The organism is Rhodoferax sp. GW821-FHT02C08, assembly GCF_059421805.1.
Window position 1 is genome coordinate 129,178 of record NZ_JBWKVR010000007.1, and the last position, 17,616, is coordinate 146,793.

The window sequence follows — 17,616 nt, forward strand, 5'->3', positions numbered from 1 at the left end:
GCAGATAGCACCTGCGCTGGAAGCTACAAATTAAATAGCATCAACCTGGCAAACCCAAAGCCAGCCCGTCGCTGCGTGGGTCGTGCGCACCGCGCATCTGGCCGCTGGCGGGGTCGATGCGGATGGCGCCAGGGTGTCCCATCAGCGGGCTTTGGCGCGCCACCGGGCTCAGGGCGTGGCCACGCCGGGCCAATTCGGCGAACACCGCGGGCGGCACGTCCTCTTCCAGCTTCAACGAGTCACGCGCGTCGGAGAAGGTTTTGCCCAGCAGAAAGCGCGGCCGGGCCAGGGCGCTGAGCGGGTCCATGCCGTAATCGATCATGCGGGTGAGCACGGCAGCCAGGGTTTGCGGCTGGCCGTCGGCGCCCTGCGTGCCATACAGGATGTGGGGCTTGCCGTTTTGTAGGTACATGCCGGGGTTGAGGGTGTGGAACGGGCGCTTGCCCGGCGCCAGCACATTCGGGTGCTGCGGGTCCAGCGAAAAGGCCGCGCCACGGTTGTGCCAAAGCATGCCGGTATCGCCCACCAGCACACCGCTGCCCCAGTCGAAGTAGGTGGTGGCCAGCATGGACACGGCCTGGCCCCAGCGGTCTACGGCGCCGATGTAAACGGTGTCGCCAGCCTGGAAAGGCTGCGGCCAGGGCAGCGCCTGGTCCATGCGGATGGCGCTGGCGCGCTGGTCCAGGTGGGCCGGGGACAGCAGGCGCTCGATGGGCACATCGGCATGCTCGGGGTCGGCCACATGGCGGTTGCGGTCGATGAAGGCCTGCTTGATGGCCTCGACCAGCAGGTGGTAGTAGTCGGCGCTGCCCTCGGGAATCTGGGCCAGGTCAAACCTATCCAGGATGCCCATGGTCTCCAGCGTGGTGATGCCCTGGGTGGGCGGCCGGTGGGCCAGCAGCGTGCCGCCCCGATACGGCACAGACAGCGGTGCCTCCACCCTCGCCCGGGTGCGGGCCAGGTCGGCAGCCGTCAGCGGGCTGCCAGCCTGGGCCAGGCCCTGGGCGATACGCGCGGCCAGTTGGCCTTCATAAAAGTCGCGCGGGCCGCGGGCCGCCAGGGTTTCCAGCGTGGCCGCCAGCGCCGGCTGCTGGCGCAGAAAGCCTGCGGCGGGCACGGCCCCCTGGTACAAGAACTGGGCGGCCACGCCGGGCAGCACCGCCATCTCGGGCAGGCGCATCTGCAACCAGAAGCGCTCGGACTCGGAGATGGGGAATCCATCGCGCGCCTGGGCTATGGCCGGCGCCAGCAGGCGCTGCCAGCCCAGCGACCCGCCCCAGGCTTGGCGGCTGATCTCAAAGGCCTGGCCCAGCAGGTCCACCGTAGCGGCGGTGGTCAGCATGGACTGCGGGCCGCGCACAGGAATTGCGCCGCTGTAACTGGGTAGCAGCTGCGGCGCCTGGCCTATGCCGGACAGGGTTTGCACCTGGCCCGCCTTGTCGGCGATCAGCATGAAGGCGTCGCCGCCCAAGCCGCAAAAATGTGGGTAGACCACGCCCAGGCTGGTGGCGATGGTGATGGCGGCCTCGATGGCGTTGCCGTCGGCGGCCAGCACGTCCAGCCCAGCTTGCGAGGCCAGGGCGTGCGGGCTGGTGACCATGCCCTGGGTGGATGTGGCGTTGAGGGTGGCGCTCATGCTGCGTGCACCTGCTCGGCGTGCTGGCAAATCTGGCCGGGCGTGGTGACCCAGACCTGGCCCGCATCCCGCGCGCGGGCGATGTGCTCCAGCGCACGGCGCAGATGCCGCAGGCGGTAGGGCTGGCCCACGATGTAGGGGTGCAGCGCGATGCCCATCACCAGCGGCTGCTGGGCCGCCTGCTGCAGCATCTCGTCGAAGTTGTCCACCACCATGTCGGCAAAGGCCTTGCCGTCCATCAGCCGGCCTATGACCATGGGGATGTCGTTCAGCTCCTGCGGGTAGGGTATGGACCACAGGCGCCGGCCGCTACGCGTGGCCAGAGCGGTGGGCTGGTCGTCATGGCACCAATTCAGCGTGTAGGTGTAGCCGGTCTCGGCCAGCAGGTCGGGCGTGCTGCGGCTTTCGGCGATCCACGGCGACAGCCAGCCGCTGGGCGCCGTGCCGCTGTGCTGGGCGATGCGCGTGCGGCAGTCGGCCAGCAGTGCGCGCTCGTCTTCTTCGCTGAGATTGGCCTGGTTGAAGGCATTGCTGTAGCCGTGGCCGATCAGCTCGTCGCCACGCGTCGCAAAGGCCTGGACCAGCTCGGGGCAATGCTCGTACAGCGCGGTGTTAATGAGTGCGCCGGTGGGCAGCTGCAGCTGGTCGAACAGCTCCAGGCAGCGCCAGGCGCCGACGCGGTTCCCATACTCGCGCCAGCTGTAGTTCAGCACATCGGGCTGCGCGGTTTTGGGGCCTATGCAGGCGCCCAGGCCTTCGCCAAACGCAAAGTGTTCGATGTTGAAACCCAGGTACACCGCCAGCTTGGCGCCATTCGGCCAGCTGTAGCGGGCACGGCGGATGATGGGGCTGTAGGCAAAGCGGCCGTTGCCGGGGATGGGAGGGGCGAATGTGCTCATACCAACATTCCAACACTCATAACGGCTCGCACAGGCCGGCGCGCACCAGCAGCCATTCGGCGCTGTCGTTCCACACGTCCATCTGCACGATCAGGCCGTGGCGCACCACGTAGCGGTCTACATAGCGGTTGCCCTCGAAAGCCGTGCCGTCGGGCCAGGCGCCGTACAGGGTGCCGATGTTGTAGACGATGGCCTCGGCCTCGGTGGCGCCGGCCACCACGTCGGTCTGCTCGAACTTCTTTTTCACCCAGGCATAACGGCTGGCGTTGAAGGCGCTGCATTCGGCCGGGTCGCGCATGGCACGGCCGCCGGTGAAGCGGATGCGCAGCTCGGGCGCAATGAAGGCGCGCGCGCCCTCGGGGTCGGGCACCATGATGGTCCGCAGAAAGCTTTCCACCAGTTCTTTGGCCTGCAGTGCAGCCGGGGGGATGTCGATAGGCATGGTTCAAAAAAGCAATGGGTATGCCAGTGTGCCGCATCCACCCTGGTGCCACTTAAAACCAAGCACACAACCTACAAGTCTTTCAGGCCCCATCGCAGTATTTACGTACACCTGAAGCTATTAAAATAATAGCAACCAGAATACGAAGCCGGATCGCCCGTCCGCCCCCTGGCCCGCCTATAAACCGAACACAAACACCCCTCGCCAAACGATTGCCAAAATCAATGGGTTGCAAATGATAGTAATTCGTGTTTATACTTACACATCTTTCACCGCCAGCCAATTTGCTTGCCGCCATGATCGTCTGTGTATGCCAACGAGTATCTGACCGCGATATTGCCCGCCATGTGCGTGCAGGCATGTGCTTTAGCGATATCCAGCTGGAACTGGGTGTCGCCACCCAGTGCGGCCAATGCGAAGGTTGTGCCCGGGACATCGTGGCGCAGTGCAGCGCCTCGCAACCCGTCGCAGCCATCCAGCTCGCCACATCCATTTTGGAGAGCAAGGCATGGAACTCCTCGGCACGCTTGGCGGCAGCCTGATCCTGGTACTGGGCTCGGCCTGGTGGATCTTTCATAAATAACTGGTGGGCCGCCCCGGCGTGCAGCGCCGCTTCCGTTCTTTGGCCCCCTAGGCTCTCTCAGGCGCTATCCCCCGTATGCAAAGCACTGCCTCCCTGCCTTCCGCCGCCCCGCGCCTTAGCCGCAATGCCGTCATCGTGAGCAGCGTGGTGGCTTTCCACGTGGTGGCCCTGTGGGCCTTGCAAAGCGGCCTGGTCCGCAAGGCCGTTGACGTCATCGTGCCGGTGGAAATGCTCAGCGAATTCATCGAGCCGCCCCAGCCCAAGCCCGCACCACCGGTACCGCCCACGCCGGTCAAGCAACCTGTAGTCAAAACCAAGGCCCCGGTGCTGCCGCCCGCGCCGCAGCCCCTGGCGATTGCCGACCCCACACCTGCGCCGAATGCCCCCACTGGCGTGACCACGCCCCAGCCGCCTGCGCCGCCGATCGCAGCGCCGGTTGCCGTGGCCCCGCCCGCCCCGCCTGCTGCGCCACCGGCCCCGCCCAAGGTGGAGCTGCCGTCCAGCGATGCCAACTATCTGAACAACCCCAAGCCGCGCTATCCCGTCATCAGCAAGCGGCTGGGGGAACAAGGCACGTCCATCTACACCGTGATGATCGGTGCAGACGGCTTGCCGACCAGCGCGACCTTGTTGAAGTCCAGCGGGTACGACCGTCTGGACCAGGCGGCCTACACCGCCGTGATGTCCTGGCGCTACGTGCCGGGCAAGCGCAACGGTGTGCCCACAGCCATGGCCTACAACGCGCCCGTGAACTGGGTTCTCGAATAGTTTTTTTCTTATCTGGAGTATTGAATGGAATCGCAATTCGGCATCGCCAACGTCTGGACCCAGGGCGACTTTGTCACCAAGACCGTGGCCATCATCTTGTTGGCCATGTCGCTGACCTCGTGGATCGTCATCCTGGTCAAGGCCCTGGACATTTTCAAGTTCAAGAAGCTGGCTGGCGGCGCCGCTGACTTCTGGCACAGCGAAGACTTCGCCACCGGCCTGAAGAAGCTGGGCGATGACCAGAGCAACCCCTTTCTACAAATCGCCCTGGAAGGCCGTGAAGCCACCGCCCACCACCGCAACACCAAGGCCCATCTGCATGACAGCCTGGATGTGAGCGACTGGGTCACGCGCTGCCTGCGCAACAACATCGATGAGTTCACCGCCAAGCTGCAAGCCGGCCTGGCCATCCTGGCATCCGTCGGCTCCACCGCGCCATTCATTGGTCTGTTCGGCACAGTCTGGGGCATTTACCACGCACTGCTGAGCATCGGCATGTCCGGCCAATCGACCATCGACAAGGTGGCCGGCCCCATTGGTGAAGCGCTGATCATGACTGCGCTGGGTCTGGCCGTGGCCATCCCGGCGGTGCTGGGCTACAACGCCCTGGTGCGCGGCAACAAGTCCATCCTGATCAAGCTGAACAGCTTTGCCCACGACCTGCACGCCTTCTTCGTCACCGGCGCCCGTGTGGCCAGCGGCAACGCAGCCAATGTCGTGCCCATGAAGAAAGGGAACTGAGCATGGCCTTCGGTACCCAGGACGAACCCGATGAGGTGATGAACGAGATCAACATGACGCCCCTGGTGGACGTGATGTTGGTGCTGTTGATCATCTTCATCATCACCATTCCGGTAATGAAGCATTCGGTCAATGTGGATCTGCCACGCGCGACCAACCAGGTAGAAGACGCCAAGCCAGCCACCATCCGCCTGAGCGTGGATGCGCAGGGCGACTACTACTGGAATGAAAACAAGGTCGCCGAGACCGATCTGGTGCCCATGCTGCAGGCCGAGGCCGCCAAGGACCCGCAGCCCGAGCTGCATATACGTGGCGACAAGAACGTGCGCTACGAACGCGTGGCCCAGGCCATGGCGGCGGCCCAGCAGAGCGGCATCAAGAAGATCGGCTTCATCACCGAACCCAAGGCCCCTTGATAAATAAGTCTTTACAGGGACTTGCGGATTAATTGAGAATGGTTATCATTAACCAATCGCAAGTTCAGCACCCTTCTTTCAGGAGCATCCTATGTACGCCAACCTAGCCGCCCGCCCCCAGTTCAATCCCGCATCGGGAGAGAACGCCAATGGCGCGTTCCAAGGCATGTTGGTGGACGGGGTTGCTGCCACCAAGACCCTGGCCCTGGAAAGCCGTGACCTGCTGCGCGGCCACAAGGCGGTGGAGATCATGCACAACGGCGCGGTCTACCGCCTGCACAACACCAAGCAAGGCAAGCTGATACTGACCAAGTAAGCCCGCCATTTCACCGTTGCCCCTGCGCCCGCAGAGGCAGCATTTGTTTCATCGTGGGGCGACTCCCAGGGCTTCAGCACGAAGTCTGCAAGGGTCGTTTTTGCTAGCCAACGGAGAGCGGCCCCGGCCACTTTTCGACTAGCCATGCTTTTTTTCCCACACGGCCACAGCACTTAGCCCAACACTCAGTTCTGAGCCAGCACCTTCTTGACCGCCGCCAGGCCATCATCGCCGCCATAGGTCTTCACCCCGGAGAGCCAGGCCTCCAGCATCTTGGGGTTGGCTTTGAGTTGGCGCATACCGGCCGCCTTGGCATCGATCTTTTGGTCCAGCACATCGGTGATGGCTTTGTTCTCCAGGTCCACCGTGAACTCCAGCTGGCTGAACAAGCGCGCCACATTCGGGCACTGGCTTGCATAGCCTTTGCGCGACACGGTGTTGACCGTGGCGCTGCCGTAGTTGGGGCCAAAGTAGTCCTTGTCGCCGTCCAGGTAGCTGATCTGGAACTTGGTGTTCATCTGGTGCGGCTCCCAGGCCAGGAAGACGATCCAGTCCTTGCCCTTTTCCTTGCGCGCCACCTGACTGAGCATGCTTTGCTCACTCGATTCCACCAGGGTCCAGCCGTCCAGGCCATAGCTCTTGGCCTCGATCATCTTCTTGATGTTCTGGTTGGCCGGAGAGCCCGACTCTATGCCGTAAATCTTGCGGTCGAACTTGTCGGCGTATTTCGCCAGATCGGCAAAGCTTTTCACACCGCCATCCGCCACATAGCCGGGCACGGCCAGCGTGAACTTGGCGCCGGGCAAGTTGGCATGCAGCACCTCCATCGCACCCTCTTTCAAGATGGGCTCGACCAGCCCTTTTTGCGCCGGCATCCAGTTGCCGAGGAAGACGTCGATCTGCTCCTTCTTCACACCCACATAGGTGATGGGCACCGATAGCGATGCCACCCTCTGCTCATAGCCCAGGGCGTTGAGCAAGATGCCCGCCACGGCGTTGGTGGCGGTGATGTCCGTCCAGCCAGGGTCGGCCATGCGTACCTGCTTGCAAGCCTCGGGCTCGGCTGCTCTGGCACTGTGGCCCACCAGCAAAGCCCCGGCCATCACACTGGCTGCCGCCAGCAAAACACGTTCACGTCCCATGGTGCACTCCTAGCTTACAAGTTGGATGCCAGCGGCATCGGGTTTAACAATGGGTTTCACCACCGGCTTCACAACTGGATAGCGGGCCCGTGCTTCCAGCGTGTCCAGGTCAATGTGGTTGCGCATATAGCGTTGGCTGGCAGCCTGGTAGGGCTGGTGGTCCCAGGCCTGGCGCGCGCCCTGGCTCTGGGCCGCGAAGTGGAAGCGGCGCCGGCGTTGGCTGGCCACCACGGCGGCACGCAGGCCTGGCATGTCCCAGCGTGCGACCACCTCGCTGCGCAAGGCCTGTAGGCGGGCCGCCTGCGTGGGGTCGGTCGCCAGGTTGCGCCGCTCGTCCGGGTCGGCCACCAGGTCGTACAGCTGGTCCGGGTCAGCGGGTGAATACACAAACTTGTAACGGCCCCGGCGCAGCATCACCAGGGGCGCCACCGCCCCCTCGCCCAGGTATTCGCCCACCACCTCGTCATGCCCCTCCTGGCCCAGCAGATGCGGCCACAGGCTGCGCCCGTCGATGGCCTCCGGGTAGGCTGGGGTCTCGCCAGCACAGGCCAGATCCACCAGAGTCGGCAGTATGTCCACCAGCGACACCGACGCCGCCACCCGGTGCGGCGCAAAGCGCGCGGGCGCGTGCACGATCAGCGGCACGCGGCAGGCGTTTTCAAAGAAGTTCATCTTGTACCAAAGCCCGCGCTCGCCCAGCATATCGCCATGGTCGGACAACAGCAGGATGATGGTGTTGTCGGCCTGGCCGGTCTGCTCCAGCGTGCGCAAAATCTTGCCGACCTGCTCGTCCACGTACGACACCGCGCCGTAATAGGCGTGGCGCGCATTGCGCGTCTGCTGGTCAGAGATGGGCGTGCTATCCATGTCGCTTACATGGCGCAGGCGCTCGCTGTGCGGGTCCAGCGGCACCTCGTCAGGCCCCACGCGCGGCATGTCAATATCTTCGTCGCGGTACAGGTCCCAATAGGCTTTAGGAATGGCGTAGGGGTCGTGCGGGTGCGTCATCGACACCAGCATGCAAAACGGCCGGGCATCGTCGTCGCGCACGATGTCGAACAGCTTCTGCTGCGCCAGAAACACCACCTCTTCGTCGAAGTCCAGCTGGTTGCTGCGGATGCAGGTGCCGGCATCCAGCACCGAGCCCATGTTGTGGTACCAGGTGGGTCGGACCTCGGGCTGGTCCCAGTCGGGGGTCCAGCCGAAGTCGGCCGGGTAGATGTCGGTGGTCAGGCGCTCCTCAAAGCCGTGCAGCTGGTCGGCTCCGCAGAAATGCATCTTGCCCGACAGAATGGTGCGGTAGCCCGCATGCCGCAGGTGGTGGCCAAAGGTCAGCACCTCGGACGGCAGCTCGGCCGAGTTGTCGTAGGCGCCGATGGCCGAGGGCAGCTTGCCGGCCATGAACACATAGCGCGACGGCGCGCACAGCGGGCTATTGGTATAGGCCGCGTCGAACACCACACCGGCCTTGGCCAGCGCGTCGATATGCGGGGTCTTGCTGACCTGGTTGCCATAGGCGGCCAGGGCCGACGGCGTAAGTTGGTCGGCCATCAGTATCAGAATATTCGGCTTGCGGCTGTGCGCGGGTGCATCCATTGGCTCATCCCAACATAATGTGGATTTATGTAACAAGTCCAGTTTATGCAGGCAGAATCTGCGCGTGAAGACTGAGATTTCTTATGCACACATAAGCCACAGCTATGTCAAACCCGAAACGCCTGCCGCCGCTGCACAGCCTGGTCTACTTTGAGGCCGCGGTGCGCCACCTGAGCTTTACCGCCGCAGCCCAAGAGCTGGGTACCAGCCAGCCCGCAGTTAGCCAGCGCATCGGCCTGCTGGAGGAGGACTTGGGCGTGCCGTTGTTCAAACGCGAGCACCGTGGCGTGTCACTGACAGCCGACGGTGCCCAGCTATTCAGCGCGGTGCGCGAAAGCCTGGCCGGCATAGGCGACGCAGCGGCCAAGATCCGCGCACGGCGCAGCCGCCAGGTATTGACGGTAGCTACGGATTTTGGATTTGCCACCTACTGGCTGATGCCCCGGCTGGCTGCGCTGCAGGCCCTGGTGCCGAATCTGGACGTGCGCATCGTCACCACCCAAAACGCCTTCGACATCCGGGGCGAGCCGGTGGACATTGCCATCGCCTTCGGTGCCGGCCAGTGGCCGGGCTGCACGGCACAGCGTCTGTTTCCAGAGATTGTGTTGCCCGTCTGCAGCCCGCGCTTTCTGGCGCAATATGGGCTGCAAGGCAGCGCGGCGGAACTGGTCCACCTGCCCTTGCTGCACCTGGAAAGCACCGAACCCCAGCGCTGGCTAGGCTGGGACAGCTGGCTGGCCCTGCATAGCCTGGCCAGCACAGGTGAAAACCGTGACCTGACGCTGAACAACTACCCGCTGGTCATCCAGGCCGCCACCGCCGGCCAAGGCGTGGCGCTGGGCTGGGTGCCGCTGGTGGACGACCTTGTGCGCAGCGGCCAGCTGGTGCCAGCCTGCCAGCCGCCCAGCCGTACCGGCAACGGGTATTTTCTGGTGGAACCCCAGGCGCCCCGCTCCGCGCAAACCTTGCAGCGCTTCCGACAATGGATCGTGGGCGAATGCGAACAAGCCTTGGCGGCCAGCCCGTTTTACAAATAAAAAGAGCTGGTAGCGCATGTATTACCTGCGCTACCAGCTCTTAAAACGAGAGCAGATTAGAGGCCGATGGCGGCGATGCCGGCCTTGGCGATCTGCGCGTCTTCGGACGATTTCACGCCGCTGACACCCACCGCGCCCAGGCAGAAGCCGTCCTTCAGGATAGGTACGCCGCCTTCCAGCAGGCCCTTGACATCCGGCGCGCTCAGGAACGAGGTGCGGCCATTGTTGATGATGTCTTCGTACACCTTGGATTCCTTGCGCGACAAGGCAGCCGTGTGGGCCTTGGCCGGTGCGATGTGGGCGCTCAAGGCGGGGGCACCGTCCAGGCGTTGCAGATGCAGCAGGTGGCCGCCTTCGTCCACGATGGCGATGGTCACGGCCCATTGGTTTTTCAGTGCTTCGGCTTCGGCAGCGGCAGCAATGGCTTTGACATCGGCGAATTCGAGTACGGATTTTGTTTTCATGGCTACGTCCCTGAAAGTGGATAAAAGGTAGAAGCATAACGGCTGCGCCCCAGCCTCCAAGGGGGCCACGCAGTGCATACGGGGTACCCCCACGCAAAATAGGGCATGCAAAATTCGGTCCCAGTCTTGAATCGGCCTAGAATTTCCCCATCTGCTATTGCAGCCTTCAAGGAGCTTCCACTATGAATGACCGTTTTACGAGTTTTGGCGTGGGCCAGACCATCAACAGCTATGGCGTGTCGCAACAGGAACGCAACCGCGTCATGCGCAACACCTACTGGTTGCTGGCCCTGAGCCTGGTACCCACCGTGCTGGGCGCCTGGCTAGGTGTGGCCACCGGCATCACCCAAGCGCTGACCGGCGGCCTGGGCCTGATCGTCTTCATGGGCGGCGCCTTCGGCTTCATGTATGCCATCGAGAAGACCAAGAACTCGGCCACCGGCGTACCCGTGTTGTTGGGCTTTACCTTCTTCATGGGTCTGATGCTGTCGCGCATGATCGCCATGGTGCTGGGCTTCAAGAATGGGCCTGACCTGATCATGACCGCCTTTGGCGGCACGGCTGGTGTGTTTCTGGTGATGGCCAGCGTGGCCACCGTCATCAAGCGCGACCTGTCGGGCATGGGCAAATGGCTGTTTGTCGGCATGCTGGTACTGCTGGTGGGCGGCATCATCAACATCTTTGTGGGCTCCACGGCCGGCATGATGGCCTTGTCGGTCGCGTCCATCGGCATCTTCAGCGCCTACATGCTGTATGACCTGAAGCAGATCATCGACGGCGGTGAAACCAACTACATCAGCGCCACACTGGCCCTGTACCTCGACCTGTTCAACATCTTCCAAAGCCTGCTGGCTTTGCTGGGCATCATGGGCGGCGAGCGCGACTAAGCGCCGGGCCAGCCCCCCTCAAAAGGCCCTCCGGGGCCTTTTTCTTTGGTCTCTCAGGAAACTTCCGCTCAATACCAGACCCAAAAAGCCGATAACCACAGTATCTTTTCTGAAATTTAGGCCCCATGCCAAGCCGCCATCTTCTCGCCTCTTGCGTAGTCCTGCTGTTAGCGGGCTGCGAGATCCCAGGGATCTATCCAGACCCCAAGGTGGTCCAACGCGAGGCCGATGCTAAGGCCACGGGCGGCGCCTGCCGCCACGCTCTGCGTGGCATCGAAGATTGCTACACACTCAATCCCAAAGCCCAGCGGTCTCTGGTTTTCGCAGGTTGGAAAGAGATGGACGCCTATATGCGCGAGAACAAGATCGAGGGCACGCCCTCGGTGGTCAAGATTCCCGCTGAAGGCGAGCAGCCCGTAGCGGACCAGGCCGTCGCAACCACCAAGGAAAAGCCCACCTCGGACGCCAAGGAAGCGCGCGGCACCAAAGCCAAGGCCTCCTAGCCCCGCTTTAGCCTCAGCCTTCCAGCTCGAAGACCGCCATGCTTTCGACGTGGGCGGTATGCGGGAACATATTCACCATCCCCGCCGAGACGCAGCGGTAACCCGCCTGGTGCACCAGCACATCGGCATCGCGCGCAAGGGTAGCTGGGTTGCAGCTCACATAGACGATACGGCGCGGCGGCGTCCAGCCCCGGCGCAATGCCGGCGTCTGGTGCAGTTCCGCCAGAGCTTGCACCAGTGCAAACGCGCCCTCGCGCGGCGGGTCGACCAGCCATTTGTCGGCACTGCCGTCGGCGGTCAACACATCAGGTGTCATTTCAAACAAGTTGCGCGCTACAAACTTGGTAGCTGCCAGTGCAGAAGCAGCCTGCGCTGAGGCCTTGTTTTTCTTATAGTTTTCACGCGAGCGTGCGACCAGGGCCTCGCTACCCTCGATGCCCAGTACCTCGCCCGCCTGGGTCGCAAGCGGCAGGGTGAAGTTACCCAAGCCGCAGAACCAGTCGATCACCCGTTCGTTCTTTTGCACATCCAGCAAGCGCAGCGCCCGCACCACCAGAACGCGGTTGATGTGCGGATTCACCTGGGTGAAATCGGTGGGCTTGAACGGCATCGTGATGCCGAACTCGGGCAAGGCATACGACAACTGCTCGCCGCCCTCTTCCAGCAAATGGATGCTGTCCGGTCCCTTGGGTTGCAACCACCATTGCACCTGGTGCGCCGCGCCAAAAGTTCGCAGTTTGGCCAGATCGGCCTGGCTCAAGGCCTCCATATGACGCAATACCAGGGCCGTCACGGCGTCGCCGCAGGCCAGCTCGATCTGCGGCAGGGTTTCCCGCGCTTCCATGGAGCCAATCAAGGCACGCAAGGGCAGCAACAAGTCGCTCACATGCGGCGGCAGCACTTTGCACTCACGCATATTGGCCACATAGCCGCTCTTGCGCTCATGGAAACCGACCAGTACCTCGCCTTTTTTGCGCACGAAACGCACCGACAGGCGCGCGCGGTAGCGGTAACCCCAGGACGGCCCCTCAATGGGGCGCAAAATATTCTCGGGTTTGACCTTTCCCAGGTGCCAAAGATTGTCTTCCAGCACCCGCTGCTTGATGGCGACCTGGGCTCCAACGTGCAAATGCTGCATCTTGCAACCACCACAAGCCCCTTCGTGCAAACCAAAATGCGGGCAACCGGGCTGCACCCGCTGCGAAGACGCGCGGTGGATGGCTCCGACGGTAGCCTGCTCGAAAGTCGCTTTCTTGCGGTTGATATTCGCAGTGACCACCTCAAACGGCAGCGCCCCCTTGATGAATACCACTTTGCCGTCCGGCTTGTGGGCAATGCCCTGGGCCTCGATATCCAGCGACTCCACCAGCAGGCTGTCTTCAGGATATTGGGGTGAGGATTGCGTCTGATCGGTCATGCTGCGTCCCTATGGCGCGAAAATAAAAATCACAAAGCAAAAAGCCTTCTAATTCTGACGAACTAGAAGGCTTTTTCCATTTTGGCGGAGTGGACGGGACTCGAACCCGCGACCCCCGGCGTGACAGGCCGGTATTCTAACCAACTGAACTACCACTCCTGGTAGATAGCTTTCGGTACACCGCTCTTACGAGCAACACACCCAAGCGCTACAACTTGGCGACCCTACGGGGATTCGAACCCCGGTACCTACCGTGAAAGGGTAGTGTCCTAGGCCTCTAGACGATAGGGTCAAAACCTTGGAACAACGTTATCAAAAATAACTTCCACACTCAAAATTTTTCAAAAGATTTGGTGGTGGAGGTAAGCAGGATCGAACTGCTGACCTCTTGCATGCCATGCAAGCGCTCTCCCAGCTGAGCTATACCCCCGTAACCATCAACACTGCTTTGCCTTGTAAGCTCTGCTTTGTTGTTAACCTTCCAAGCCTCAAATTATAGCGTGCAATTTAGGACTTTTGCAAGCACCGCAAAATATTTTCGCGAGAACTTAAAAAAAGCACTGCGTCCAAGGACGGCGTCTGCGCCGTCCCCATGACCAATACGCGCACTGGCATTGCCAACTGCGGCATTTTAATGCCCTGCGCAACCAGCACTTCTTTGATGGCTGCGGCTATAGAAGGCTTGTCCCAGGTGCAGCTTGCCAGCTTGTCACGTAGCAACGCCAGTGCGGGCTGGATGGCAGGCGTCACATGTTGCGCCAGCTCTTCGGCCTGGGGCGCTACCTCGGTATAGAACTTGGCCGCCCAGTCGGCCAACGCCACGGTGGTGTCGCAACGGTCTTTGAACAAGCCACAAATTGCCGGTAGACGCTCGTCGGTCGTGATACCACGTGCCAGCAAATGGGCGGCCACCAGCGGTGCCAGTGCATCATCGGCCATGGCCTTCAGATGCTGGGCGTTCACCCAACGCAATTTGGCTTCGTCGAACTGCGCGGCGCTCTTGCCCAGATGGTCCAGGTTGAACCACTGCAGGAATTGTTCACGGCTAAAGATTTCGTCGTCACCATGGCTCCAGCCCAGGCGGGCCAGGTAGTTCACCATCGCGTCCGGCAAATAACCTTCGGCCGCATATTGCGTTACCGGCTTGGCGCCGTTGCGCTTGCTCATCTTCTCGCCCTGCTCGTTTAGCACGGTAGGCAGGTGGGCATACACCGGTGGTTCCTTGCCGAGCGCACGGAAGATATTGATTTGACGCGGCGTGTTGTTCACATGGTCGTCACCGCGGATGACATGGGTGATGTCCATGTCCAGATCGTCCACCACCACACAGAAGTTGTAGGTGGGAGTGCCATCGGGGCGGGCAATCACCAGATCGTCCAACTCATCGTTGCTGATTTCAATACGGCCCTTGACCTTGTCTTCCCAGACCACCGCCCCGCCCTGCGGGTTCTTGAAACGCAGCACGGGCTGCACACCGGCGGGGATTGCGGGCAAGGTCTTGCCCGGCTCGGGCCGCCAGGTGCCGTCATAACGGGGCTTTTCCTTGGCTGCCATTTGCGCCTCGCGCAAGGCATCCAGTTCGGCGACAGACATATAGCAGGGATAGACATGGCCGGCCGCCACCAGATCCGCCAGCACCGCCTTGTAGCGGTCCATGCGCTGCATTTGGTAGAACGGACCTTCGTCATAGTCCAGGCCCAGCCAGTTCATGCCTTCGATGATCACATCGACAGCCATCTGGGTGGAACGCTCCACATCGGTATCTTCAATGCGCAGGACGAAGTCGCCGCCGGTGGCGCGGGCAAATGCCCAGGGATACAGGGCCGAACGGATATTGCCCAGGTGGATAAAGCCGGTGGGCGACGGCGCGAAACGGGTACGGGTCTTCTGTGTCATGGATATCAATGGTTACGCGTGTTCGGCGTTGGGTAAAGCCAGGCGGGAGTTATCGCCATCCGGGTCCTGTCCGCCCGGGCGACCCTCATTCAGGCGCTGGATATCGTCCGAGGTGATATCGCCTGTGACGTAAACGCCGTCAAAGCAGGAGGCGTCAAAGCCGCTTATCTTGGTGTCCAGCGTATCGGTGTTGGTCGAGGCGGCCGCCCAGATCGCCCTCTTCATGCCTTCCACGTCCTGGTAAATCAGGGCGTCACAGCCAATCAGCTCGCGAACCTCTTCCACAGTGCGGCCATGGGCCACCAGCTCACTCTTGGTGGGCATGTCGATGCCGTAAACGTTGGGGAAGCGCACCGGCGGTGCGGCGCTGGCCATATAGACCTTGCGGGCGCCCGCATCACGGGCCATCTGCACGATTTCCTTGGACGTGGTGCCGCGCACGATGGAGTCATCCACCAGCAGCACATTGCGGCCCTTGAACTCGCTGGCGATGGCATTGAGCTTCTGACGCACAGACTTCTTGCGCACTTCATGACCGGGCATGATGAAGGTGCGGCCCACATAGCGGTTCTTCACAAAACCTTCGCGGTACGGCAGGCCCAGCAGCTGCGCCAGTTGCATAGCGCTGGGGCGGCTGGACTCCGGGATCGGGATCACTACGTCGATGTCTTGCGGCGGCACGGTGGAGATGACACGCTTGGCCAGGGTTTCGCCCAGGTTCAAACGCGCCTGGTAGACCGAGATGCCGTCCATCACCGAATCCGGCCGCGCCAGGTACACATATTCAAAGATGCAAGGATTCAGCGTAGGCGCATCGGCGCACTGCTGGTACTGCACATTGCCTTCCAGATCGACAAACACGGCTTCACCGGGTGCCAGATTGCGGTCCAGTGTGTGCAGTGTGCCTTCCAGGGCCACCGATTCGCTGGCCAGCATCACCGAGCCTGGCGCACGGCCAACGCACATGGGGCGGATGCCAAACGGGTCGCGGAAAGCCAGCACGCCATGGCCGGCAATCGACGCGATCACCGCGTAGGAGCCGCGCAGGCGGCGGTGCACATTGCGCACGGCGGCGAACACGTCCATGGGCGACAGAGGCAGGCCACGGGTGGACTTTTCAATTTCATGCGCCAGCACGTTGAGCAGGACTTCTGAGTCGCTCTCGGTGTTGATATGGCGATGGTCGGTATTGAACAGCTCGGCCTTCAGCGCATGGGCATTGGTCAGGTTGCCGTTGTGCACCAGCACGATGCCGAAAGGCGCATTCACGTAGAAGGGCTGAGCCTCTTCCTCGCTATAGGCATTGCCGGCCGTGGGGTAACGCACTTGGCCCAAACCGCAATTGCCGGGCAAAGCGCGCATATTGCGGGTGCGGAACACATCCCGCACCATGCCCTTGGCCTTGTGCATGTAGAACTTGCGATCCAATTGCGTCACGATGCCCGCCGCATCCTGGCCCCGGTGCTGCAGCAGCAACAGAGCGTCGTAAATCAACTGGTTGACGGGGGCGTTGCTGACAACTCCAACGATTCCACACATGGTTTTATTCCCTAGCGAATGACTTGCGTCACGGTAAAAATTTAGCGAAAGCTTCTGGCAACAGCGGCCGGGCGGTATGCAGCACCTCGGTCGCGATTGCAGCGCTGCGTGATTCCTGCCACCACAGGCCCCGGTGCAAACCGGTCAGATGGACCACCACTGCAGCGACCAATATCCACAATACGCCGCGCACCAGGCCAAAAATGGCGCCCAGTACACGGTCCACTGGCCGCAGGCCCACGGCCTGCACCAGACTTTTCAACAAACTTGCCAATAACCCGGCCGCGAACGCCGCAGCCACGAACACCAGCACAAACCCGGCGGCAAAGCGCAGCGAGGCAGACGCCTGGCCCATGGGCAAATGCTGCGCCACATCGGCAGCAAACCACTGCGCCACCACAAAGGCCACAATCCAACCCAGCACCGACAACACTTCATACACCAGACCACGGACCGCTCCCAGCAACAGGGATGCGCACAGAATCGCCAGTACGATCCAGTCCAGCGTCGCCATACCGCCCGGCATTTACAAAGCCAGGATCGAGGCTGGCAGGGCCAGCGCCTTGATCTTGCTTGCGGCTTTGTCGGCCTCGGTCTTTTTGGTGAAGGGGCCGACGCGCACCCGGGTGCGCGGGCCGTCCTTGGTGTCCACCACCTGGGTATAGGTCTTCAGGCCGGCGTGTTCCAGTTTGACGCGGGCTTCGCGGGCCTTGTCAGCGTCGGCGAACGCGCCCACCTGCACAATGAAACGGCCATCACCAGCGTCCTGCAAGGATTTGCCTTCCAGCAGCGCCCGGGCCTTGGCGCTGTCGTCTTCCGACTTGTGCGCCGGCTTGGCCTCGGGCTTGACTTCCACCACTTTGGGCTCGGGCTTAGCTTCTGGCTTGGGTTCGGGTTTGGCCACAGCCGGCTTTTCCGGCTTGGGCGCGGGCCGTGCGGCCACCACCTCTTCCTTGGGGTCCAGGCTGGACTCGGTAGAGACCTTGGGCTCTTTCACGACCTTGGTTTCTTTGGACTCCTTCACGGCCTCCTTGACCACCGGCTCTTCGGTGGCGACCGGCTTGTCAACCTTGACCACGGCCTCGGCCCCGTCTATAGCCAGCGGTTTGAGCTTGGCCTTGTCGGGGATGTCGATGGGGATGTCTACCGAAATCGGGCGCGGTTGGGTGTCGAACAGCAGTGGGAAACCCACCACACCCACACCGACCAGCAGGGCCGCACCGATCAAACGGTGGCGGGCGCGGCGGCGCATGCCGTCGATGGTTTCAGCGGGGCCGGGCGACGGTTCGTCGTTTTTGGAGCCGCCTGAACGGAACTTGAAGAAAGCCATGCGG

At 62.2% G+C, this 17,616-nt stretch carries 19 protein-coding genes and 3 tRNA genes; 8 read left to right on the forward strand and 14 right to left on the reverse strand.

The window, feature by feature from the left end; translation table 11 throughout:
- Positions 1 to 40: 40 nt before the first annotated feature.
- The 3 genes from ggt to AC07VY_RS11135 are packed head-to-tail and all read right to left on the reverse strand — an operon-like array spanning position 41 to position 2,977.
- Positions 41 to 1,636: a gamma-glutamyltransferase gene (gene ggt / locus AC07VY_RS11125; protein ID WP_495097455.1), complete on the reverse strand. Its 1,596-nt coding sequence runs from the start codon at positions 1,634 to 1,636 to the stop codon at positions 41 to 43.
- Positions 1,633 to 2,535, reverse strand: coding sequence for a polysaccharide deacetylase family protein (locus tag AC07VY_RS11130; protein ID WP_495097454.1), 903 nt, complete (start codon positions 2,533 to 2,535; stop codon positions 1,633 to 1,635). The genes ggt and AC07VY_RS11130 overlap by 4 nt, the downstream gene beginning before the upstream one ends.
- Before the next feature lie 16 nt (positions 2,536 to 2,551).
- Positions 2,552 to 2,977 (reverse strand): nuclear transport factor 2-like protein, encoded by a 426-nt coding sequence (locus AC07VY_RS11135; protein ID WP_495097453.1) that lies wholly within the window; start codon positions 2,975 to 2,977, stop codon positions 2,552 to 2,554.
- Positions 2,978 to 3,273: 296 nt separating this feature from the next.
- Here AC07VY_RS11135 and AC07VY_RS11140 point away from each other — a divergent pair, with 296 nt between their 5' ends.
- The 5 genes from AC07VY_RS11140 to hemP all read left to right on the forward strand — a co-directional run bounded on the left by AC07VY_RS11140 (position 3,274) and on the right by hemP (position 5,801).
- Complete coding sequence (locus tag AC07VY_RS11140; RefSeq protein ID WP_495075319.1) at positions 3,274 to 3,519, forward strand: (2Fe-2S)-binding protein; 246 nt, start codon at positions 3,274 to 3,276, stop codon at positions 3,517 to 3,519.
- A gap of 116 nt (positions 3,520 to 3,635) precedes the next feature.
- The gene (locus AC07VY_RS11145; protein ID WP_495097452.1) at positions 3,636 to 4,328 is read left to right on the forward strand and encodes an energy transducer TonB; all 693 of its coding nucleotides are present in this window, start codon (positions 3,636 to 3,638) and stop codon (positions 4,326 to 4,328) included.
- 24 nt (positions 4,329 to 4,352) lie between these two features.
- Positions 4,353 to 5,069, forward strand: a complete 717-nt coding sequence (locus tag AC07VY_RS11150; protein ID WP_495075317.1) for a MotA/TolQ/ExbB proton channel family protein — start codon at positions 4,353 to 4,355, stop codon at positions 5,067 to 5,069.
- Positions 5,070 to 5,071: 2 nt separating this feature from the next.
- Positions 5,072 to 5,485, forward strand: a complete 414-nt coding sequence (locus AC07VY_RS11155; RefSeq protein WP_495097451.1) for an ExbD/TolR family protein — start codon at positions 5,072 to 5,074, stop codon at positions 5,483 to 5,485.
- A gap of 91 nt (positions 5,486 to 5,576) precedes the next feature.
- Positions 5,577 to 5,801, forward strand: coding sequence for a hemin uptake protein HemP (gene hemP, locus AC07VY_RS11160; protein WP_495097450.1), 225 nt, complete (start codon positions 5,577 to 5,579; stop codon positions 5,799 to 5,801).
- Positions 5,802 to 5,986: 185 nt separating this feature from the next.
- On the opposite strand, the gene choX is transcribed toward hemP, so the two are convergent.
- Positions 5,987 to 6,904, reverse strand: coding sequence for a choline ABC transporter substrate-binding protein (gene choX, locus AC07VY_RS11165; protein ID WP_495097544.1), 918 nt, complete (start codon positions 6,902 to 6,904; stop codon positions 5,987 to 5,989).
- Positions 6,905 to 6,952: 48 nt separating this feature from the next.
- Positions 6,953 to 8,539 carry a choline-sulfatase gene (betC, locus tag AC07VY_RS11170; protein WP_495097449.1) on the reverse strand — a complete coding sequence of 529 codons (1,587 nt, stop codon included), beginning with the start codon at positions 8,537 to 8,539 and terminating at the stop codon, positions 6,953 to 6,955.
- 104 nt (positions 8,540 to 8,643) lie between these two features.
- On the opposite strand from betC, the gene AC07VY_RS11175 reads away from it, so the two are divergent.
- Positions 8,644 to 9,576: a choline sulfate utilization transcriptional regulator gene (locus tag AC07VY_RS11175; protein WP_495097448.1), complete on the forward strand. Its 933-nt coding sequence runs from the start codon at positions 8,644 to 8,646 to the stop codon at positions 9,574 to 9,576.
- A 56-nt stretch (positions 9,577 to 9,632) separates the two neighbouring features.
- Here AC07VY_RS11175 and AC07VY_RS11180 read toward each other — a convergent pair whose 3' ends face one another.
- Positions 9,633 to 10,040, reverse strand: a complete 408-nt coding sequence (locus AC07VY_RS11180) for a GlcG/HbpS family heme-binding protein (RefSeq protein WP_495075312.1) — start codon at positions 10,038 to 10,040, stop codon at positions 9,633 to 9,635.
- A 182-nt stretch (positions 10,041 to 10,222) separates the two neighbouring features.
- Here AC07VY_RS11180 and AC07VY_RS11185 point away from each other — a divergent pair, with 182 nt between their 5' ends.
- Together AC07VY_RS11185 and AC07VY_RS11190 are read left to right on the forward strand one after the other, a co-directional pair.
- Entirely contained in the window at positions 10,223 to 10,927 is a 705-nt protein-coding gene (locus AC07VY_RS11185) for a Bax inhibitor-1/YccA family protein (protein ID WP_495075311.1), read from the forward strand.
- 125 nt (positions 10,928 to 11,052) lie between these two features.
- Positions 11,053 to 11,430, forward strand: coding sequence for a hypothetical protein (locus AC07VY_RS11190; protein ID WP_495075310.1), 378 nt, complete (start codon positions 11,053 to 11,055; stop codon positions 11,428 to 11,430).
- Positions 11,431 to 11,443: 13 nt separating this feature from the next.
- Here AC07VY_RS11190 and rlmD read toward each other — a convergent pair whose 3' ends face one another.
- The 8 genes from rlmD to AC07VY_RS11230 all read right to left on the reverse strand — a co-directional run bounded on the left by rlmD (position 11,444) and on the right by AC07VY_RS11230 (position 17,612).
- Positions 11,444 to 12,847, reverse strand: a complete 1,404-nt coding sequence (rlmD, locus tag AC07VY_RS11195) for a 23S rRNA (uracil(1939)-C(5))-methyltransferase RlmD (RefSeq protein ID WP_495097447.1) — start codon at positions 12,845 to 12,847, stop codon at positions 11,444 to 11,446.
- An 82-nt stretch (positions 12,848 to 12,929) separates the two neighbouring features.
- A tRNA-Asp gene (locus AC07VY_RS11200) sits at positions 12,930 to 13,006 on the reverse strand.
- 57 nt (positions 13,007 to 13,063) lie between these two features.
- Positions 13,064 to 13,139: transfer RNA gene (locus AC07VY_RS11205), tRNA-Glu, on the reverse strand.
- Between the two features lie 62 nt (positions 13,140 to 13,201).
- Positions 13,202 to 13,277 (reverse strand) — tRNA-Ala (locus AC07VY_RS11210).
- Between the two features lie 77 nt (positions 13,278 to 13,354).
- Positions 13,355 to 14,743: a glutamate--tRNA ligase gene (gltX, locus tag AC07VY_RS11215; RefSeq protein ID WP_495097446.1), complete on the reverse strand. Its 1,389-nt coding sequence runs from the start codon at positions 14,741 to 14,743 to the stop codon at positions 13,355 to 13,357.
- A gap of 12 nt (positions 14,744 to 14,755) precedes the next feature.
- Positions 14,756 to 16,282, reverse strand: a complete 1,527-nt coding sequence (purF, locus tag AC07VY_RS11220; protein WP_495097445.1) for an amidophosphoribosyltransferase — start codon at positions 16,280 to 16,282, stop codon at positions 14,756 to 14,758.
- A 28-nt stretch (positions 16,283 to 16,310) separates the two neighbouring features.
- On the reverse strand, positions 16,311 to 16,796 hold the full coding sequence (locus AC07VY_RS11225) for a CvpA family protein (protein ID WP_495097444.1): 486 nt from the start codon (positions 16,794 to 16,796) through the stop codon (positions 16,311 to 16,313).
- A gap of 12 nt (positions 16,797 to 16,808) precedes the next feature.
- Positions 16,809 to 17,612 (reverse strand): SPOR domain-containing protein, encoded by an 804-nt coding sequence (locus tag AC07VY_RS11230; protein WP_495097543.1) that lies wholly within the window; start codon positions 17,610 to 17,612, stop codon positions 16,809 to 16,811.
- Between the last annotated feature and the right edge of the window lie 4 nt (positions 17,613 to 17,616).